We start from the raw sequence: 19430 nt of genomic DNA on the forward strand, positions 1-19430 counted from the left end.
TGTTGAATTGTTCCTCTGAGGTGAGTTAGATGAAAAGTAATCGCTATTTTGTTGCCATTTCAACACTTGTTTTAACAACAGGTGTGCTTCTCTTAATTGGATATATATTTACTATTCCATTATTAATGTTTCGATATGAAAATACGGATGAGGCAAATGGTGTATTCGTATCGACTGGTTCAATTTTTCCATTCATTTTTGGCCTGGGCGTCAGTTTTTTACTAGACAAAATCTATGTATATAAGTACCATCGGAAGCTCGGTTGATAAAACCGAGTTTTTTGGCAGGTAAGAAAGTATAAAACTTTCTTACCTGCATAAGTGCAACTACGCCTCTGTCTTCGCCTTTACACAGGGTCGCCAATTTTTGAGTTTTCTAACTTTTTTACGTATTTATAAAACATGCTGACAATAACTGCTAAACTAAAATTAAACAATATCTGATTCCTATATGGGAAATATAGAGGAAGGAAATAAATTAGTAAGAGATTCAAGGATTTTAAAGCACTGGTCCGTTTAAAGAGGCAATGTTCACTCTAAAGCGAGGTTGTAAAGCGTGGATACAAGAATAAAAGAATTAATTGATTTTACAAAAACAAAATTCGGATTGGACGACTATTATTTGCAAACCCATCAACTCTACCGCAATATAAATATCTTCAAAGATACGGTATATACACTTTGTATGGAATGGTTCCCTGCCCACATTACTGAACAGGACGAGGATTTCAATCCTGAAGGTACAGCGGTAATTGACATTGATATTCACAGCCATTTTTTTGAGTCTGTTATTTTCGTCGGTGGGAAGACCTATGCTAAAGGGGTTTCATTTCACATTGTGAATAAGGATGTTATCACAATGTGGGTTGAAAATGAGACGGGCTTGGTGTATGGTAAGCAATTTAAATTGGTAAAGGAAGCTGCGGGGGAATTTTGCTTTCAAGAATGCATTGATGATGTGGATGTATCACCGTCCGGATACATCGAGGTCCATTGTGATCCGCAAGGAAGACTTCTTCTATTTTCCAACAATGGCCATTTCCCAACTAAAGATAGGGTGAAAGAAAAAGCGTTTTCAGTTGATATTGGGGATGTGGAGCAACTGGCAAGGGAGCAATTGAAACTTATTGAAGTCCCTTCTTTGAACAGGAAAGGTTTATTTCCCTATATGCCATGGAAGAAATTTATGTCACCAATGATAAAACCGTGACCATACCTTTCAGTGTAAATGAAAGCCCGCATTTGAAAATAAACAAAATGATTACGTGGCAGACGCCTATCGACAAACCGTTTGAGAGACATGAAATAAATATAATTCAGGGTGTTATGGAGGAGCAGGCATTTTCACGCGAGGCACATCCTGATGGGTTTCCGATAACAGAAGATGAGCAAGGCAAATGTAGCTTAGCGGTGGAGGATTTTTTGCGTTGTGTATTTTCTGAAGACACTGGAAAATGGGTTCTTAAAACTTTGCATCGGGATAATGGATTTATTCACGCCTCATTGAAAACGGATGAACAGGATTTTCGTGTGTTCCAGCGGAAACTTTTAATAATAATTGATCCAAATAGCTTTCAGGCAGTGAATTATATGGATAATGAATCCCTTTTAGAAATGATTCAACACGTTCAGGCACCAGAGAAAATAACAATCCATAAACAGGAGGCATTTGAAAAAATCAGGGGAACCATTGAATTGAAGCCTGTATATGTTTATGACCTTAAACAAGACAAATATATCCTCTGTCGGAAAATGGACAGTAAATATGGTGTTAATGCATCAAATGGTGACATGGTTTCATTAGATGACTTGTAAACATTTCCAATAAGAAGAAAAGAGCAGACAAAAATCATCAATTTGAACTGCACCTTAATTGCTAGACACCCTAACAATTAAGGTGCAGATTTTTATCCTAATTTCACTATTTTATAATCCGAGTGAAATATACTTAATCTCCAAAAATTCCTCAATGCCAAAATGGCCGCCTTCCCGTCCCAGGCCGCTTTGCTTAAAGCCGCCGAAGGGTGCCTGCGGAGTAGATGGCAGTCCGTCGTTCAACCCGATAATTCCATATTCAAGAGCTTCGACTACACGAATACCTTGTGATATGTTTTCTGTGAAAACATAGGCTGCCAGGCCATAAATCGAATCATTGGCCCGCTGTATCGCTTCTTCGGTGGTTTTAAATGAAGAAATCGGCATGACCGGCCCGAAAGTCTCCTCCTGCATGCAAAGCATGTTGTCGTTAATATTTGAAAGGACTGTCGGTTCAACAAACAGCTCTTTGCTTGTTCCGCCAGTTTCCAGCTTTGCACCAAGCTTGATAGCATCATCGATGTGGGCCTGCACTTTTTTCACTGCGCTTTGATTGATTAAAGGCCCAATATCGGTTCCTTCGTCCAATCCATTCCCAACCTTCAATTGTTTTACTTTCGGAATAAGGCGATCGATGAATTGCTCGTAAATCGACTCGTGGACATACACTCTGTTTGAACAAACACAGGTCTGGCCGGCGTTGCGGAACTTGGAAGAGATGACCCCGTCAACAGCTTTATCCAGATCTGCATCTGCAAGGACGATTACAGGCGCATGGCCGCCCAACTCAAGCGATATCTTCTTTACAGTCTCAGCGGACCCTTTCATCAACAGTTTTCCAACTGCGGTTGAGCCGGTAAATGTAAATTTTCTGACGCGGTCGTCCTCGAGCCAGGCCTCGCCAATCTCCTGTGCTTCACCGGTTACGACATTGATAACCCCTTTTGGAATGCCGGCTTGTTCACTAAGCTCGGCTAATTTTAATGCAGTAATCGGAGTTAGTTCAGCTGGCTTGATCACTACAGTGCAGCCTGCTGCCAGGGCCGGTGCGACCTTTCGGGTAATCATCGCTGCCGGGAAATTCCAAGGTGTGATAACAGCAACGACACCAACCGGCTGCTTAGAAACGAAAAGTCTCTTATTTCGCTGGGTTGCAGGGATTGTTTCACCGTAAATCCGCTTCCCTTCCTCCGCATACCACGATAAAAATCCATTGGCATATGACATTTCGCCTGTTGCTTCTTTTAATGGTTTTCCTTGCTCAGTTGTCATCGCTACAGCCAGGTCTTCCATATTCTCGTTAATCAAATCGTACCATTTCCGGATGAGTTCTGAACGTTCGTAAACCGAATATGCAGACCAGTCGCCGAATGCCGCGTGGGCAGCATCAACGGCAAGCTTTGCTTCACTTGAACCACCGTTTGGAATTGTTGCAACCACCTCGCCTGTGGCAGGATTTTTTACCTCGATCGTATCAAGCTTTTCACCCGTCCATTCACCATTAATGAACATTTTATACTGCTCCATGAAAAAAACCTCCTTTGAGTTTTAAAATTCACCTATTAATAAGCTGCGGTAACTCCTAGTTTAGATGTGAAAAGCTCTACCTATGTTGGAAATAGGATGACTTTGCATGGTTGTGTCGTTACATGATGCTATTTTTCTTCTATTATAAAGGATTGTGTTTCCAAGCCCTAAAATATTTGCCTTAATAATTTTTTTTTGGCAGAAATCTGACATATATTCCCGGACGTAAAATTAACCACCTTTTTAAATAGGTACGCCCTCCGTAAATTTTAAGGCTGTCTCTATTATCCACAACCGGGTATTTTTTGACAAAAATATGTCGGCCAGGGGGAAGATAGGGGGACCCCCATTTTGACGTTTATTGGAACAAGGATGTTCACCATCGATCTTATAATAGTCCGAAAAACGGGACAAAAAAGAGCGAATGGCCGGAACAAGCCCGAGACGATCGAGTACGGAAGGCCTGAGTTCCCAGGGAATTTCCCTGCCCTCCTTGATCAGCTCAGCCGCCTCATCCTGCTTTTGCCTGAGCAATGGATGATCGATCTCAGAATTAAGCCGATTAATGGTAATTAGATGGCTGTACAGGTTTTGGCCGATTCCATCATGCAATTCCCTGGATAGCCGGAGAAAAGGTCGAAATCATTTCCTCACCGAAAAAGGGACGACGATTATTGGAAGCGCCAAAACGAATAAGGTGAAAAAGTAAACCAAATAGCAACTTCGCTGACTCATGCGAAGCATTTTTTCTTCGGGGCAGCCCTTTTTTATTAATTCCGAGTAAATTAATCAGAAAACTTATTGACATGAGGAAATATTATGATATTATTTTTAATAATTAATCTTATCAAGAGTGGCGGAGGGAATTGGCCCGATGAAGTCCGGCAACCTGCAAACAAGCAAGGTGCTAAATCCTGCAAAGTGCACTCATTTTGGAAGATAAGGAATGTTTGATACATTGCCTGGTCTTGTCTTTCCGAAATGGAAAGATTTTTTAAATGGCCTGATTGGAAAGATTGGGCTGAACAATAATTGATTTTGGGTAACCGCACACATGTCGCCGGAATATATTTTTACAAACAATAAGGATGGCTGACTAGATAAACTAGAGGCGGTATTGACGCATTTTTTGTTGATGCTGCCTTTTTTGGGGGCATATTAAATGGGTAATTTATTGGTTTATGATCGTTTTGATACGTTTTCCCCTTTGGATTTTTCAATAGATAACGACACAAAAGGGGCGTTGGAGGTTTTAGAGTGGGCGTACGGCCATTATGGGGATGATCTGGTTTATGCCTGCAGTTTTGGGATCGAGGGTATCGTACTGATCGACCTGATATCAAAGGTGAATGATCGTGCGAAGATCGTGTTCCTGGATACGGACCTTCATTTTAAAGAAACCTATGCATTAATAGAACAAGTGAAAGAGCGGTATCCGCTATTACAGATTGAAATGAAAAAGCCGGCGCTTACGCTTGAGGAGCAGGCAGGCCAGCATGGTGAGGCCTTATGGGAAACCCAGCCGAATAAATGCTGTGAAATCAGGAAAATAATCCCGTTAAATGAAGCTCTTTCAGGAGCCAAAGCCTGGTTGTCAGGGCTTAGAAGGGAACAGTCAGAAACAAGGAAAAACACACAATTCATCAATAAGGACAACAAATTCCAATCAGTCAAGATTTGTCCGCTTATCCATTGGACATGGAAGGATGTGTGGCGTTATGCCCATAAAAACGGGCTGCCTTATAACATTCTGCATGACCGCGGCTATCCGAGCATTGGCTGTGAAAAATGCACCAAGCCGGCCTTCAATGAGGAGGATTTAAGGTCAGGGCGCTGGAGCGGAAAAGGGAAAACAGAATGCGGGCTTCATACATGATCGGACGCTAAGAACTGATTGGTGAGCCTCACTGATTCTTACATGAAAAAATGTTAATAATACTGGAGGTATAAAAATGACAACAAGCAAAGCGCATGGAGGAACACTGATCAATCGATGGAACCCGGATTATGATTTCTTCCATATCGATAAGGAAATTGAATTGGACGCAACTGCACTTAGTGACCTGGAATTAATCGGAACGGGGGGCTACAGCCCAATCACGGGATTCCTGACACAGAAGGATTATGATTCCGTTGTAAGCGGCATGCGCCTGGCGGACGGAACTGTCTGGAGTATCCCGATTACTTTGCCTGTGTCTGAAGAAGAAGCGGCAAGCCTTACGATTGGCGAAGAAGTCAGACTGGTGAATGACGGAATAACATATGGCGTAATAAAGGTATCAGATATTTATCAGCCTGATAAGAAGAAGGAAGCGGTGGAAGTTTATCGTACAGACAGCGACGAACATCCAGGCGTTCAAAAGCTTTACAGCAGGGGCAAAACCTATATCGGGGGAGAAATCCAGCTTGTAAAGAGAGTTGCCCGCGGCAAATTCGAGGAGTTCCATCTGGATCCGAAAGATACAAGAAAGGTGTTCCGAGAAAAAGGATGGAACACGGTCGTTGGCTTTCAAACGAGAAACCCGGTCCATCGGGCTCATGAATATATCCAAAAATCAGCACTGGAGATTGTGGACGGTTTATTGCTAAATCCTCTCGTAGGAGAAACGAAGTCTGATGACATCCCGGCGGATATCAGGATGGAAAGCTATCAAGTACTGCTTAAGAATTACTACCCGGAAAACCGTGTATTCCTATCGGTCTTTCCAGCGGCCATGCGTTATGCTGGTCCAAGGGAAGCAATTTTCCATGCGCTCGTCAGAAAAAATTACGGCTGCACCCATTTCATCGTAGGCCGAGACCACGCCGGAGTGGGCAACTATTATGGAACATATGATGCTCAAAAGATTTTCAGCAACTTCACGGAAGATGAACTGGGAATTACCCTTTTATTCTTTGAACACAGCTTTTATTGCACAAAGTGTGAAAACATGGCATCTACGAAAACCTGCCCGCACGGTAAAGAAGACCATGTGATTTTATCCGGAACAAAAGTAAGGGAAATGCTTCGCAGCGGCGAGATTCCGCCTAGCACGTTCAGCCGGAAAGAAGTAGTGGAAGTGTTGATTAAAGGAATGAAAAAAGACACGGTACAGGTTTAACTCGGGAGTAGGAGGGCTAATATGGCTAGTTCAAATGTTACATGGCATGAATCATCACTTTCAAAAGATGTACGCAGGGTCCAAAACGGGCACCATAGTTTTGTTATCTGGTTTACAGGCCTATCGGGATCTGGGAAATCGACAGCGGCCAATGCAGTGGCAGCAAAGCTTTATAAGGATGGAATAAGCAACTATGTGCTGGATGGCGATAACATCCGGCACGGCTTAAATAAGGATCTTGGTTTTTCAGAGGATGACCGGAAGGAAAATATCCGCCGGATCGGCGAGGTTTCCAAATTATTCGTAGACAGCGGACAGGTTGTACTGACTGCGTTTATCTCTCCGTTTCAAGCAGATCGCGATATCGTCCGGGACCTGCTTGATGAAGATGAATTTATCGAGGTTTACGTGAAATGTTCCCTGGAAGAATGCGAAAAGCGCGATCCAAAAGGGCTGTACCAAAAGGCGAGGAATGGCTTGATCAAGGATTTTACCGGCATTGATTCTCCGTATGAGGAGCCAAAAAATCCGGAGTTCGTATTGGAAACCGATCGTTTTTCCATTGAAGAGTGCGTCGATCAGTTGGTCAACTATCTGACAGAACGGAATTTTATCTAAGGATAGGGGAAAATATACTAAAATCGGCCTTCAGTGACTTATATTGAAATTTCGCGAGGGATAAAAATGGATGCCATTCTATATATCTGCCACGGGAGCAGGGTGAAAAAAGCCTGTGATGAGGCAGTTTCCTTTATAAAAGCCTGTATGGAGGAAAACCAGGCCCCAATTCAGGAGTATTGCTTTCTTGAACTGGCAGAGCCGACAATCGAAGAAGCATATAGGCGGTGTGTCCAAAGAGGGGCAACCAGAATCATCGTGGTTCCTGTGTTGCTGCTCACCGCGGTGCATGCTAAAGAAGACATCCCAAATGAGCTGAAAAGGATAGGCACCGGATTCCCCGATGTTCATATGGTATATGGAAGGCCAATCGGCGTTCATCCTAATATGATTGATATTCTGGTTGAACGGATAGCAGAAACAGAAAAAAATCTCGATGAAGACTCCATGGTGCTATTAATTGGCAGAGGTAGCAGCGATCCCGATGTGAAACGTGATTTATCAGAAATAGCCGGGGAGCTTAAGCACAAAACAGGGGTAAGCAGGGTGGATACATGTTTTTTAACAGCGGCAAAACCAGGCTTTGAAGAAGCCTTGGAAACAGTAAAAGAAAGCAGCTTCAAAAAAATATTTATCATTCCCTATCTTCTGTTTACCGGCATATTGATGAATACAATCCAACAAACTATCAAAAACAGCTGCCCAGATGGAGAGAAAGAGTACGTACTATGCAATTACCTTGGATATCATCCTTTAATCGGAGAGATATTGCAAGAGAGAGTTAAGGAATTATCGAGAGGCAATTGAACGCCGGAAAAAAACGTTCAGAATTTGGGATTTCCCTGGACGACAGCCTGGCCGACAAAAGGAGGATTAAATGAAAAAATTACTTGTTTTGGCTTTTGTTGGCTTTCTTGCACAGTTAATTGATGGTTCTTTAGGAATGGCTTACGGAGTTACCTCCTCTTCCCTTTTACTGGCCTTTGGCATAGCTCCGGCTGTAGCATCCGCTTCAGTTCATCTATCTGAAGTGGTAACGACTGCAGCTTCGGGGATTTCCCATATCCGGTTCGGAAATGTTGACAGGAAAATGGTGCTTCGCCTAATCATACCAGGATCTGTCGGTGCTTTCGCCGGTGCCTGCTTTTTAAGCAATTTACCAGGACACCTCGTGAAACCATATATTTCAACATTCCTTTTAATTCTTGGAGTTTATATCATACTCAGATTTTTGTTTCTGTTTAAGCCGACCGAGGACCGGGAGTCCCCGCCTCTGCCATACGCCCAATCCATTCCATTGGGATTGATTGCCGGATTTGCAGATGCTACAGGAGGAGGCGGATGGGGACCGATTGCCACTCCGATCCTTTTATCAAAAAAAGGAATGACAGCCCGTAAGGTAATTGGGACAGTCGACACAACGGAATTTGCGGTCGCGTTGTCAGCCACTCTCGGTTTTGTCATTTCGTTAGGCTGGGACGTAGTCAACTGGATGTGGGTTGCCGCCTTGATGATTGGCGGGGTGATTGCGGCCCCGATTGCAGCTTGGCTTGTAAGAATCATACCTGCACAGTTAATGGGCGTTTTTGTCGGCGGGTTCATTATCATTGTGAATGCCCGGACGCTATTAACCTCGTGGCTGCCTGACTCTTCAGAGCACTATCCGATGATTTACACTATCTTTTTCATATTGTGGGCAACTGCGGTAGCAATCTCGGTCAAAAAATATATCTCAGTCACGAAAAATAATAATCTGGTCAGTGAATCAACGATCCAAAAGTAAGCTGAGTCCTTTTCAGGACTCGGTTTTTTAATTTCTATGAATGTTTCGTACTGGTAAAAAGAAAAAACAATACATATATGAAGGCACCGCTAGAAGGAGATGCCTTTGAACTTATCGGACAGGGAATGGCAGCTGGAAAAAGGGACCTTCCTTAAAAATAGTTATGACGAATGGGTGTGACTCCATTCAAGTTGACAGACCCTGCAATAAGCTCTGCAGCAGTGGAACATGCTTCGGATATCCAACGTAATTCCGCGGATTCCTCATGGGAAAAATCATTGTGGAATCATATGGTAGGTATTGTCTGCTGGAGAACATTTCGAGGATACATAGCCAATGCAAGGCCTTAACGACTACACTACGAGTGGATTGGGGAAGTGGATGCAAACACTTGAACATATGATTCCGAAACCTTTGCTGTAGGCGGATAGCAAAGCGACTATAATGTATGTCACACCTGCCTTTTGCCAGCCTTACCCATCTTTCGATTGATGCTATTAAGGGTATTTCTAAGCATATTGAATCCAGGAGTATATAAACATATAGTGATTCCTGTTTGGGTGGAAAGAATTACAGCGAAGCATTCCGGTTTGCTTCCGCACCAATAGAAGCGGATTTTCAGGTCCTGGCTTTATATTTGATGAGATACCCCTTTTTTTATCGAATCAATTTCAGGGGAAGAAACAGCTGATTTTGAAATAGCCGACCAACCATGTGACCTCACCGTAAAGGCGCACTATGCCGACGCCGGGTGTTTCAGCAATAAGAGGATTTAAAGATTGGGAGGCACGAATGCTATCTTACATGGGAATCAGGATTGATTCTGGTAGTGAAAGGTCGTAGTGGCTATATTTGGTCTAGGGAAAATTGGGAATCTTACGTTCGTTTGGCTCTGTGCTAAAGGAATTTAAAAAGCAACCCGGTATTTAGTAAGGGTGAAAAGGATGGTACGCAGGAAAGAAACTAATTCACAGTTTAAATGGAGCGGGGGTGGACGCACTCGAAAATAAAAACAGATTAAAAAAAGAGACTTCCATCCGCTGAAGTCTCTTTTTTTTAAAATATGAAAATCATTAATTTTTTATTTGGCTAGAACAGAACTTTTATCCAAATTGGTTTCGGGCGCTGTTTCTGTGCGAAATTCACCTTCTGATTTAGAGATTACCACAGTTGCTACACCGTTTCCGATTAAGTTTGTGATTGCGCGTGCTTCCGACATGAAGCGGTCAACACCAAGCAGGAGGGCGATTCCTTCTACAGGGATCATAGGGAATGCCGCGAGTGTGGCCGCGAGTGTGATAAAGCCTGAACCGGTGACTCCGGCAGCACCTTTAGATGTCAACATTAACACACCGAGTAATGTGATTTCCTGCCAGATTGTCAAATCAATGCCATATGCCTGGGCGATGAAAATTGCGGCCATTGACAGGTATATCGAGGTTCCATCCAGGTTAAATGAATAACCGGTTGGCACCACCAATCCGACAACAGGCTTAGAACATCCGTATTTTTCAAGCTTGTTCATCATGCTTGGAAGAGCGGATTCTGATGAAGACGTTCCAAGCACCAACAGGATTTCCTCTTTAATGTACTTAATGAATTTAAAGATATTAAACTTGTAGAATTTTGCAATCGCTCCGAGAATGATTACGATGAACAAGAACATCGTAATATAAACTGAACCCATTAATTTTCCCAAATTGATAAGGGAACCCAAGCCGAATTTTCCGATTGTATAGGACATGGCTCCAAATGCAGCAATTGGAGAAATCTTCATGATCATATTTACGATACCGAAGAAAACGTCTGTCATTTTTTCAAAAAAAGATACAAGTGGCTTTGATTTATCTCCCATGGCAGCCATGGATAAGCCGAATAATACTGCAAAAAACAGGATTGGCAGCAGTTCGCCTTTTGCCATTGCAGCAATGACGTTATCAGGAATAATGTTTACAATAAAGTCTATTGCCCCATGGCTTGTCTCCTTGGCAGCGGCCGTGTATTGAGATACGTCTCCGCCTTCCACAGCATCTTTATTGAATCCCTCACCTGGCTTAACAAGATTGACAACGAGGATTCCGATTGCAAGGGCGAAGGTAGTAACAATTTCAAAGTACAGCAAGGCTTTTCCGCCGATCCGGCCGACTTTTTTCATATCACCCATGCTTCCGATACCAATCGCGACAGTAAAGAACACAATAGGGGCAATGACCATTTTAATCAGTTTAATGAAAACGTCAGCGAGCACTTTTAACTGTTCGCCAAATGCAGGGAAAATTAATCCGACAATAATACCTAACACAATCCCGATTACTACTTGGGCTGTTAAGTTCTTTAATATTCTCATATATATCACTTCCTTTTGTGGAATTTTTGACAGCGCTTTCTATACTAACTTAATGATAGCAGAAAGTTCAGAAAATATTTCATTATGGTTATATTGTTCTTATTGGTCTTTTTGGTCATGAGTTTACGGGCGGTGAATGAAGAGAGAATAAAGTTTATATAAGTTGAACCTAAAGAAGTAAATATGAATGAGCTAAAATATAATGGTCCTAAGTGATCCATTCAAAAATTCAACTTATTAAGTTGAAGGGAAATAAAAAAAGTATCGGAAACGATCTTTCCGATACTTTATGCGACATTATTTATTTTTCAAAAGGCTTGATCAAGCCGTAAAGCGTTTCAACCACCGGCAGAGAAATCCCTGCTTGTTTGGCAAGCCTCAATGCTCCGCCTTGAAGGTGTTCCACTTCCAAGGTTAATCCTTTTCGCCTGTCCTGGTGCATGGAAGAAGTGGCCGAGCTTGGGAATTTGCCGAATTTCGTGAAGGCATGTGCCACTTCTTCATCGGAGAGGGTAACTCCCTGTGATTTCGCAAGCTTCTGCATTTCTTTTAGTACTTTATCCAGCAATTCCGCTGTTGGCGGGGAAGAGAGGATTTCCCCGATTTCCAGTCCTGACGCTGTTGTCACTCCGGAAAATGCAGTGATGAACGTATATTTGTTCCATAATTCATAAAGTATTTCACGGGAAAGCCTGCTTTTCATTTTCGCGTCCCTGGAGATGGCTTCAAGCTGAGAACAAATTTCCTCCTGGGAAGGATGGAGCGGCCCGAAAACAATATCATGTTGTCCGCTTGAATGGATAACATACCCTTTATCATCCAGTGTTGCAATAATATAAGCGCTTCCGCCGATGACAGCATCGAAGCCTAATTCTTTCTGGAGGATCGGGATATGCTCGATGCCGTTTAATAGAGGAAGGACTTTTGCTCCCTTAGTTGCAAGGGTTTTTAATAATGGGATTGTCCCGTTTAAATGATAGCCTTTAACTGCCAGGATCACCAAGTCCGGATTTTCAATATCACCAGCATCCGCGGTAAAATTCAAATGATCAAAATGATAGTCCCCATGGGTACTTTTTATTTCTAATCCATTTTCATTTAGTTGGCGCGCCCGGCCTTCCCTTACAAGGAAGTGTATGTTTTGTCCGGTTTCCGCCAATCTGCCTCCAAAATAGGCGCCAACAGCTCCTGCTCCCATGATTACTATATTCATAGACCGTCCCTCGCTTTTTTTACTACTATTATATCATTTCTAAAATTATTTGAATATTCTTTGAAGGTGGGCTGAGGAGAGGAGGTTGTTTTTTTTGACACAAAAACAGCCTGCATTACTGCAGGCTGTTTGATTTTATTTCTTATAAACCTTGATTTTTACCGTTCTTACTCCCCATTGTATAGCTTTTGATTTTGATGGGATGAACAAGTCAATTTTTTTGCCTCTCATGGCGCCGCCAGTGTCACCAGCAACTGCCATGCCATAGCCTTCCACATATACCTTTGACCCAAGCGGAATTAACTTTGGATCAACTGAGATTACTTTGGCATTTGGATTTTTCTTTAAATTGATGCCTGTAGCGGTGATTCCGCTGCAGCCTTTGCAGCTTGCCGTATAAGCAGTCGCTTTAACTGTCATAGTTTTGTAAGCTGCAGTGCTTGCTGCCTTTTTTGTTCCTGTTTTCTTGGCAGGTGCTTTTGATTTTGATGCCGATCCTGAAACCTTCAGTACCTGCTTAGGTTTAATTACATTGCTCTTAAGTTTATTCCAGCTTTTAAGCTGGCTGACTGTTACTTTATGTTTTTTTGATATGCCCCACAAGGTGTCGCCACTCTTTACCTTATATGTACCAGCTGCCGATGCTGCCCCTGAAAATCCGAATACTAAAAAGAAAGCCGAAGTCGTTAACAGTAGGAATTTTTTCAAAATACTAAATCTCCTTTGTTTATATCGTAAGCATAGAATAACAGCTTAATATAACAGGTATGTTTCAAAGGATTACTAATTATGTTACAAAATGAAGACATTGGTAGGTCTTTTGTAATAAAAAGGACGTATATACTAATAAATGGAAGTTATAGAATAGGTTCCGAAATGGAAAAGCACTTATATTTTCTTCGCCCATATGCTGTAGAAAAAGATATGGGGGATGATTATGTATTACGATTACCGCTATTACTACCGCCAGCAGGACCATGATTTGATCACGAATATAGCGAAGGCCATAGATGGGGAATTTAATGCCATCCAGTGCTATAACAAGCTTTTGAAAATGGTGCCGACCACAAAAGAAAAAAATGTCATTTCTGAGATCATTAAGGATGAAAACGACCATTTGGGGAAGTTCACCCAGATTTATTTCAAATTGACTGGCCGACAGCCAGATGTTGCTAAATCGAATGACTGCCCGAAAAGATTGAAGGACATTTTTGAATTTTCGTTTGAAGACGAACAGGAGTCGGTTGATTTTTATTTGGATATCGCTAATGCCACAGATGATGAAAACATCCGGGAGGTTTTTACCCGCGCTGCAGCAGATGAACAAAACCATGCTATCTGGTTTTTGTATTTCCTCACAAAAACCAGATTATAAAGACAGCCTCGCTGATTGGCGAGACTTATAAGGGTATAAAAAATATAGCTGCCATATATCGCCTCCAAACTAAAGAAAACCCTCCATACTGGAGGGCCTGTGAACTTATGAGTGAACATTGCTTTTGGTAAATTCCTTTGCAAAATCGATCAACATATTTCGGTAAATCGAAACCGAATCAAGGTCAACATATTCGCTGTCGCCATGCCAGCCTGCACCGCTGGGGCCAAATTCAATGGCGGGTATGCCGTAAGCGGCAAAAAAGACCGTGTCTGCAGCTCCATGCTGTCCGAATATTTCTGCTTCCTTATTTGTATGTTTTTCAATGACTGGCCGAAGCAGGGAAATGTAAGGATTCTCGACCTTTGTACTTACCGGAATGCTGAACATTTTCTCCATTACATGTCCATCGGTGATGCTCCTTATTTGCTTGATGATTTCATCCTTGTCCTGAGAGGGAAGATAACGGATATCAAAGCTCATCAGACATTTCTCGGGTACTTTATTATAAACTTCGCCTGCTTTGATTTTTGCAAGATTGATAGAGGGTGAATCATAGAATTCCGTCTGGGCTTGGGTAAAAGGTAGATAAAGCATTTTTTCATAGACATCATACGCCTTTTCAATCGCATTGATTCCTTCCCAAGGACGGCTGGAATGGGAGGGCTTCCCGCTTATTTCAATATCTAATTGAATTACTCCCTTTGACTGCAGGGCAATGCCAAGCTGTGTCGGTTCCGAACATATGACGAAATCCCCGCGATAGCCTTGTTTTGCAAGGTACCCGGAACAGTTGAAGCCTCCTGTTTCCTCGTCAGATACGATCTGCAGCTGTATTTTCAAGCCAAGCTCCTCGAATTTGAGCCGTGCCATCGCACACATCATTGCGGCAACACCCGCTTTCATATCGGCTGTGCCTCTTCCATATAATTTTCCATTTTCAATGATTGGAATGAATTGGTAAGGCTGTCCGCTGACGACATCCACATGGCCATTGAAAATCAATGTTTTATCCCCTTTGCCAATTTCACACACAAGCATCTTATACCCGTTGTTTGTTATTAGGTTTACGGTGAGTCCCCGATCTGTCAGCCACTTGGAGCAATATTCCACCGCTTTATTTGCGCCTTCTTTCGTTGAACTGTCGATTGCCACTAATTCTTTCACTAACTCTCCAAGCATGAGAGAAAAACAACCTCCTTTATAACCCTATATGAGTTTGCTGTCCCCCAACCCCAATAAGAAATTTGTACGATGACCTGGCCCGGCCCCTCAATAAACTATACCCTGACCTCAAAAAATAAACATCTTACATTCCAATTTAAAAGGTTTAATTCATAGAAATGTATCATTCTGGGAAAAAATAAAATAAGAAAGCGGTTTCGATTTTTCTTGACTAATTTGTATATACAAGCTACACTGTAATCACATCATGTATATACAAGTAGTTTTGTTTGGGCGCACAGGATATTGGTCATACAGACGAAGACATGAGGCCGTGGCGCAAATAGTCTGTGTTCTACTTTAAAGTCTAAACAAAATGAAAACGTTAACAGAGGGAGGATTTACAATGGCAAAGGATTACAGCCAAGACGTTAAAAAAATAGTGGATGCCATTGGCGGGAAAGAGAACATCGCTTCTGCCACACACTGTGTTACACGTCTCCGTTTTGCCTTGCAGGATGAAGGCAAAGTGGATAAACAAGCTTTAGAAAATATCGACGTGGTGAAAGGATCCTTTTCTGCTAATGGCCAATACCAAGTCGTAATTGGACAAGGTACCGTTGATCAGGTTTACCGCGAAATGGCAAATCAAACCGGCATCGGAATGGCATCAAAGGAAGAAACGAAAAAAGCAGCGGAGAAAAACCTGAACCCGATACAGCGCGCAGTGAAAACACTGGCCGATATCTTTATTCCGATTCTACCAGCGATCGTGACTGCGGGTCTTTTGATGGGGATCAATAACATCCTTACAGGACCTGGAATCTTCTTTGACGATAAGTCTGTTGTTGATGTTTATACTCAATGGAAAGACTTTGCTGGTATCATAAATTTGATTGCAAATACAGCGTTTACATTCTTACCGGCATTAATTGGTTGGTCTGCGGTCAGGCAATTTGGCGGAAATCCGCTATTAGGGATTGTTTTAGGTTTGGTATTGGTCCATCCTGAACTTCTGAATGCATGGGGATATGCAGATGCAAAAGCAAAAGGTGAAATTCCTACCTGGAACTTATTTGGTTTCCATGTTGATAAAATTGGCTATCAGGGACAAGTGCTCCCTATCTTGTTTGCGTCCTATGTACTTGCAAAAATTGAAATTTTCTTAAATAAGCGGGTTGCAGATTCGATCAAATTATTGGTTGTTGCACCAGTGGCTCTATTAGTAACAGGATTTTTGGCATTTATTGTCATCGGGCCAATTACATTTACAATCGGCAATTGGATTACTGCCTTATTCACAGGAATTTTTGATACTGTACCTGTAATCGGCGGCTTGATTTATGGAGCATTATATGCCCCGCTTGTTATCACTGGTATGCACCATACATTCCTTGCTGTTGACTTCCAATTGATTGGCAGCATTGGCGGAACATTCCTATGGCCGATTGTGGCAATTTCGAACATCGCGCAAGGCTCCGCAGCGCTTGCCATGTTATTTGCAGCACGTGATGAGAAACTGAAAGGATTGTCACTTTCTTCTGCGGTATCTGCGTATCTCGGCATCACAGAACCAGCCATGTTTGGGGTAAATATCCCTAACCGTTTCCCATTCTTCTCGGCTATGATCGGATCAGCTATCGCAGCCATTTTCATAACTATGAATGATGTTATCGCTCCTTCGATTGGGGTTGGCGGACTTCCAGCCATCTTCTCAATCGTTCCAGAAAAATGGGCGCCATTTGCCATCGGTATGGTAATCGCGATTGTTGTACCCTTTGCACTGACATTTGGTATGGCAAAAGTGAGAAATAGAAAAAACGCGTAAGTCCAAAAATTTGTTTTCCACCATTGGTTAATTCCAATGGTTTCCTTTATTTCGGGGGTCAGTCCCCCAGTAAGATAACGCGTTAAAGCAGTGGGGGACTGACCCCCAAATTTATTATGGTGGTGTTTACATTGAATGAATGGTGGAGAAAGTCGACAGTTTATCAAATTTACCCGAAGAGTTTTAATGATACGACCGGTAATGGTACGGGCGATATCAACGGCATTATTGAAAAACTGGATTACTTAAAAGAACTGGGAATCGATGTCATCTGGCTGACGCCGATTTATAAATCGCCTCAGCGGGATAATGGCTATGATATCAGCGACTATTATGCCATACATGAAGAGTATGGGACCATGGGAGACTTCAATAGGCTGCTTTCTGAAGCGCATGATAGAGGCATAAAAATCATCATGGATTTAGTAGTCAACCATACTTCAACTGAACACGAATGGTTTAAAAAAGCAAGCGAATCAAGGGAAAATCCTTATAGAGATTTTTATATTTGGAAAGACCCTGTAAACGGAAAGGAACCAAATAACTGGATTTCCAAATTTGGGGGATCAGCCTGGAAGTTTGACGAAAAGACCGGGCAATACTATTTGCACCTGTTTGATGTTACACAGGGAGACTTAAACTGGGAAAACGAGGCAGTCAGAAAAGAAGTGTATGATATGATGCATTTCTGGTTCGAAAAGGGAATTGACGGATTCAGGCTGGATGTTATTAACCTGATCTCCAAGGACCAGGATTTCCCGAACGATGACGGCGTAACGCCGCCAGGAGACGGCCGGAAATTTTATACAGATGGTCCGCGCGTTCATGAATTCCTTCATGAAATGAATGTTAATGTGCTTTCAAAGTATGATAGCATTACTGTCGGGGAAATGTCGTCCACGACAATTGAAGATTGCATCCGGTACTCCAACCCTGAAAGTGAGGAGCTCAGCATGACCTTTAATTTCCACCATTTGAAGGTGGATTACCCGAATGGGGAGAAATGGGCAATCGGCGATGTTGACTTTTCAGCACTTAAAAGCATCCTGTCCAAATGGCAGGTTGAGATGCACAAGGGCGGGGGCTGGAATGCCTTGTTCTGGTGCAATCATGACCAGCCGCGCATCGTAACACGTTATGGAAATGATGGTGAATTCCATAAAGAATCCGCAAAAATGCTGGCTACTACGATCCATATGATGCAGGGTACGCCATACGTTTACCAGGGTGAAGAAATCGGCATGACCAATCCGAAATTTGACCGCATCGACGAGTACCGGGACGTTGAAACATTGAACTATTACGAAATCATGAAACAACAAGGTAAATCGGAAGAAGAAACCATGGAAATCATCAAGCAAAAATCTCGTGATAATTCCCGTACTCCTGTTCAATGGAATGATTCTGAAAACGCCGGCTTTACGACCGGTACGCCATGGATCGGGGTGGCGAGGAACTATCCGGAAATCAACGCGGAAAAATCGCTGGATGATGAGGATTCTATTTTCTATCATTATAAAAAGCTAATTGCGCTCCGCAAGGAATATGACATCATTACTTACGGTGATTACGAGCTTCTGTTTTCGGAACACGATCAATTATTCGTCTATAAACGGGAGCATGAAGATGAGTTATTGATATCAATCAATAATTTCTATGGAAATGAAGCACTTCTCGATTATTCGGAAAACTTCATGAAAGAAGAATATGACATCAAAGTGCTGATCTCCAATTACCCTGACGCTCCCGAGTTCGGCGGCAGGATGGCCTTCCGTCCATATGAATCCGCCGTTTATCATTTGAAAAAGAAATGATAAAATGAAACTGGTGATTATCATTGAAAAATAAATTCATGAAAATATATGAAGAAATTGCGGTACAAATCCAGGAGGGGAGCCTGAAATCAGGCTCCCTCCTGCCATCTGAGAACGAATTGGCAATCCGGTACGAAACGTCCAGGGAAACAATCAGAAAAGCCTTGAAAATGCTTTCTGAAGAAGGATATATCCATAAGGTACAGGGAAAGGGTTCTATCGTACTCGATGTAAAAAGGCTGGATTTCCCGATATCTGGCCTTACCAGTTTTAAAGAATTGACTCAAAAAATGGGCCAGCGCGCCAAAACAAGTGTGGTGGTGCTGGAAAAGGGCCTACCAGATTTGTATATTCGGCAGCAACTAAAATTGGCAAAAAATGAACATATCTGGGAAATCGCCCGCGTAAGGGAAATTGATGGGGAGAAAATCATCCTGGATAAGGATTTTCTGGCTGCGAAATTCGTTCCAAACATCACGGAAGAAATTTGCCGTAATTCGATTTACGAGTATATGGAAGGAGAGCTTGGGTTATCCATCTCTTTCGCCAAAAAAATCATTACAGTGGAAGATCCTACGGAAGAAGATAGACTATATATTGATTTATCAGGTTTCCAGAAAGTTGTCGTTGTCAAAAACTATGTGTATCTTGATGATGCCAGCTTGTTTCAATATACCGAATCGCGCCATCGTCCCGACAAGTTCCGGTTCGTAGATTTTGCGAGGAGAAAATAAGAAGCTGCCAGTGCCTTTGATATCAATAGTAAAAAGTGGAAGAAAGTAGATTCATGTTAGTTGTCCTCAATGACGGGTATGTATAGAGTAGATTCATCATAATTCGCTACAG

The 19430-nt window shown here is 42.3% G+C and carries 18 protein-coding genes and 1 riboswitch; of the genes, 12 read left to right on the forward strand and 6 right to left on the reverse strand.

Going from position 1 to position 19430, the window contains the following annotated elements:
• Positions 1 to 29 precede the first annotated feature (29 nt).
• The 3 genes from D0466_RS13115 (at position 30) to D0466_RS22980 (ending at position 1814) form a co-directional block, all read left to right on the forward strand.
• Positions 30 to 266 carry a hypothetical protein gene (locus tag D0466_RS13115; RefSeq protein ID WP_117323014.1) on the forward strand — a complete coding sequence of 79 codons (237 nt, stop codon included), beginning with the start codon at positions 30 to 32 and terminating at the stop codon, positions 264 to 266.
• A 289-nt stretch (positions 267 to 555) separates the two neighbouring features.
• A complete protein-coding gene (locus D0466_RS22975; RefSeq protein ID WP_233522645.1) occupies positions 556 to 1209 on the forward strand; it encodes a hypothetical protein in 654 nt (217 codons plus the stop codon).
• A 32-nt stretch (positions 1210 to 1241) separates the two neighbouring features.
• Positions 1242 to 1814, forward strand: coding sequence for a hypothetical protein (locus D0466_RS22980; RefSeq protein WP_233522646.1), 573 nt, complete (start codon positions 1242 to 1244; stop codon positions 1812 to 1814).
• A gap of 111 nt (positions 1815 to 1925) precedes the next feature.
• Here the strand turns inward: D0466_RS22980 and D0466_RS13125 are convergent, their stop codons facing one another.
• Together D0466_RS13125 and D0466_RS13130 are read right to left on the reverse strand one after the other, a co-directional pair.
• Positions 1926 to 3341 (reverse strand): NAD-dependent succinate-semialdehyde dehydrogenase, encoded by a 1416-nt coding sequence (locus D0466_RS13125; RefSeq protein ID WP_117323015.1) that lies wholly within the window; start codon positions 3339 to 3341, stop codon positions 1926 to 1928.
• 243 nt (positions 3342 to 3584) lie between these two features.
• The gene (locus D0466_RS13130) at positions 3585 to 3953 is read right to left on the reverse strand and encodes a sensor histidine kinase (RefSeq protein ID WP_233522647.1); all 369 of its coding nucleotides are present in this window, start codon (positions 3951 to 3953) and stop codon (positions 3585 to 3587) included.
• A gap of 229 nt (positions 3954 to 4182) precedes the next feature.
• A riboswitch (SAM riboswitch) is annotated at positions 4183 to 4287 on the forward strand.
• A 216-nt stretch (positions 4288 to 4503) separates the two neighbouring features.
• Between D0466_RS13130 and D0466_RS13135 the strand changes: the two genes are divergently transcribed.
• The 5 genes from D0466_RS13135 to D0466_RS13155 all read left to right on the forward strand — a co-directional run bounded on the left by D0466_RS13135 (position 4504) and on the right by D0466_RS13155 (position 8843).
• Entirely contained in the window at positions 4504 to 5217 is a 714-nt protein-coding gene (locus D0466_RS13135; protein ID WP_117323016.1) for a phosphoadenylyl-sulfate reductase, read from the forward strand.
• A gap of 76 nt (positions 5218 to 5293) precedes the next feature.
• Positions 5294 to 6442 carry a sulfate adenylyltransferase gene (sat, locus tag D0466_RS13140; RefSeq protein WP_117323017.1) on the forward strand — a complete coding sequence of 383 codons (1149 nt, stop codon included), beginning with the start codon at positions 5294 to 5296 and terminating at the stop codon, positions 6440 to 6442.
• 21 nt (positions 6443 to 6463) lie between these two features.
• On the forward strand, positions 6464 to 7060 hold the full coding sequence (cysC, locus tag D0466_RS13145) for an adenylyl-sulfate kinase (RefSeq protein WP_117323018.1): 597 nt from the start codon (positions 6464 to 6466) through the stop codon (positions 7058 to 7060).
• Between the two features lie 66 nt (positions 7061 to 7126).
• Positions 7127 to 7867, forward strand: coding sequence for a sirohydrochlorin chelatase (locus D0466_RS13150; protein WP_117323019.1), 741 nt, complete (start codon positions 7127 to 7129; stop codon positions 7865 to 7867).
• A 70-nt stretch (positions 7868 to 7937) separates the two neighbouring features.
• Positions 7938 to 8843 carry a sulfite exporter TauE/SafE family protein gene (locus tag D0466_RS13155; protein ID WP_117323020.1) on the forward strand — a complete coding sequence of 302 codons (906 nt, stop codon included), beginning with the start codon at positions 7938 to 7940 and terminating at the stop codon, positions 8841 to 8843.
• A gap of 1081 nt (positions 8844 to 9924) precedes the next feature.
• Here D0466_RS13155 and D0466_RS13160 read toward each other — a convergent pair.
• From D0466_RS13160 to D0466_RS13170, 3 genes are all read right to left on the reverse strand, one after another.
• Positions 9925 to 11190 carry a dicarboxylate/amino acid:cation symporter gene (locus D0466_RS13160; protein WP_117323021.1) on the reverse strand — a complete coding sequence of 422 codons (1266 nt, stop codon included), beginning with the start codon at positions 11188 to 11190 and terminating at the stop codon, positions 9925 to 9927.
• Between the two features lie 301 nt (positions 11191 to 11491).
• Positions 11492 to 12403, reverse strand: a complete 912-nt coding sequence (locus D0466_RS13165; protein WP_117323022.1) for a ketopantoate reductase family protein — start codon at positions 12401 to 12403, stop codon at positions 11492 to 11494.
• Between the two features lie 135 nt (positions 12404 to 12538).
• Positions 12539 to 13111, reverse strand: a complete 573-nt coding sequence (locus D0466_RS13170; RefSeq protein ID WP_117323023.1) for a 3D domain-containing protein — start codon at positions 13109 to 13111, stop codon at positions 12539 to 12541.
• Positions 13112 to 13340: 229 nt separating this feature from the next.
• On the opposite strand from D0466_RS13170, the gene D0466_RS13175 reads away from it, so the two are divergent.
• Positions 13341 to 13778, forward strand: a complete 438-nt coding sequence (locus D0466_RS13175; protein WP_117323024.1) for a ferritin-like domain-containing protein — start codon at positions 13341 to 13343, stop codon at positions 13776 to 13778.
• 105 nt (positions 13779 to 13883) lie between these two features.
• On the opposite strand, the gene D0466_RS13180 is transcribed toward D0466_RS13175, so the two are convergent.
• Entirely contained in the window at positions 13884 to 14960 is a 1077-nt protein-coding gene (locus D0466_RS13180) for a M20 family metallopeptidase (protein ID WP_117323025.1), read from the reverse strand.
• Positions 14961 to 15348: 388 nt separating this feature from the next.
• Between D0466_RS13180 and treP the strand changes: the two genes are divergently transcribed.
• The 3 genes from treP to treR all read left to right on the forward strand — a co-directional run bounded on the left by treP (position 15349) and on the right by treR (position 19318).
• Positions 15349 to 16770 (forward strand): PTS system trehalose-specific EIIBC component, encoded by a 1422-nt coding sequence (treP, locus tag D0466_RS13185; RefSeq protein ID WP_117323026.1) that lies wholly within the window; start codon positions 15349 to 15351, stop codon positions 16768 to 16770.
• 116 nt (positions 16771 to 16886) lie between these two features.
• Positions 16887 to 18584, forward strand: coding sequence for an alpha,alpha-phosphotrehalase (treC, locus tag D0466_RS13190; protein ID WP_117323027.1), 1698 nt, complete (start codon positions 16887 to 16889; stop codon positions 18582 to 18584).
• A 23-nt stretch (positions 18585 to 18607) separates the two neighbouring features.
• Positions 18608 to 19318, forward strand: a complete 711-nt coding sequence (treR, locus tag D0466_RS13195; protein WP_117323028.1) for a trehalose operon repressor — start codon at positions 18608 to 18610, stop codon at positions 19316 to 19318.
• Positions 19319 to 19430 lie beyond the last annotated feature (112 nt).

Origin of the sequence: Peribacillus glennii, assembly GCF_003429105.1 — a bacterium.
In the GTDB taxonomy this organism is placed as follows: Bacteria; Bacillota; Bacilli; order Bacillales; family DSM-1321; genus Peribacillus; species Peribacillus glennii.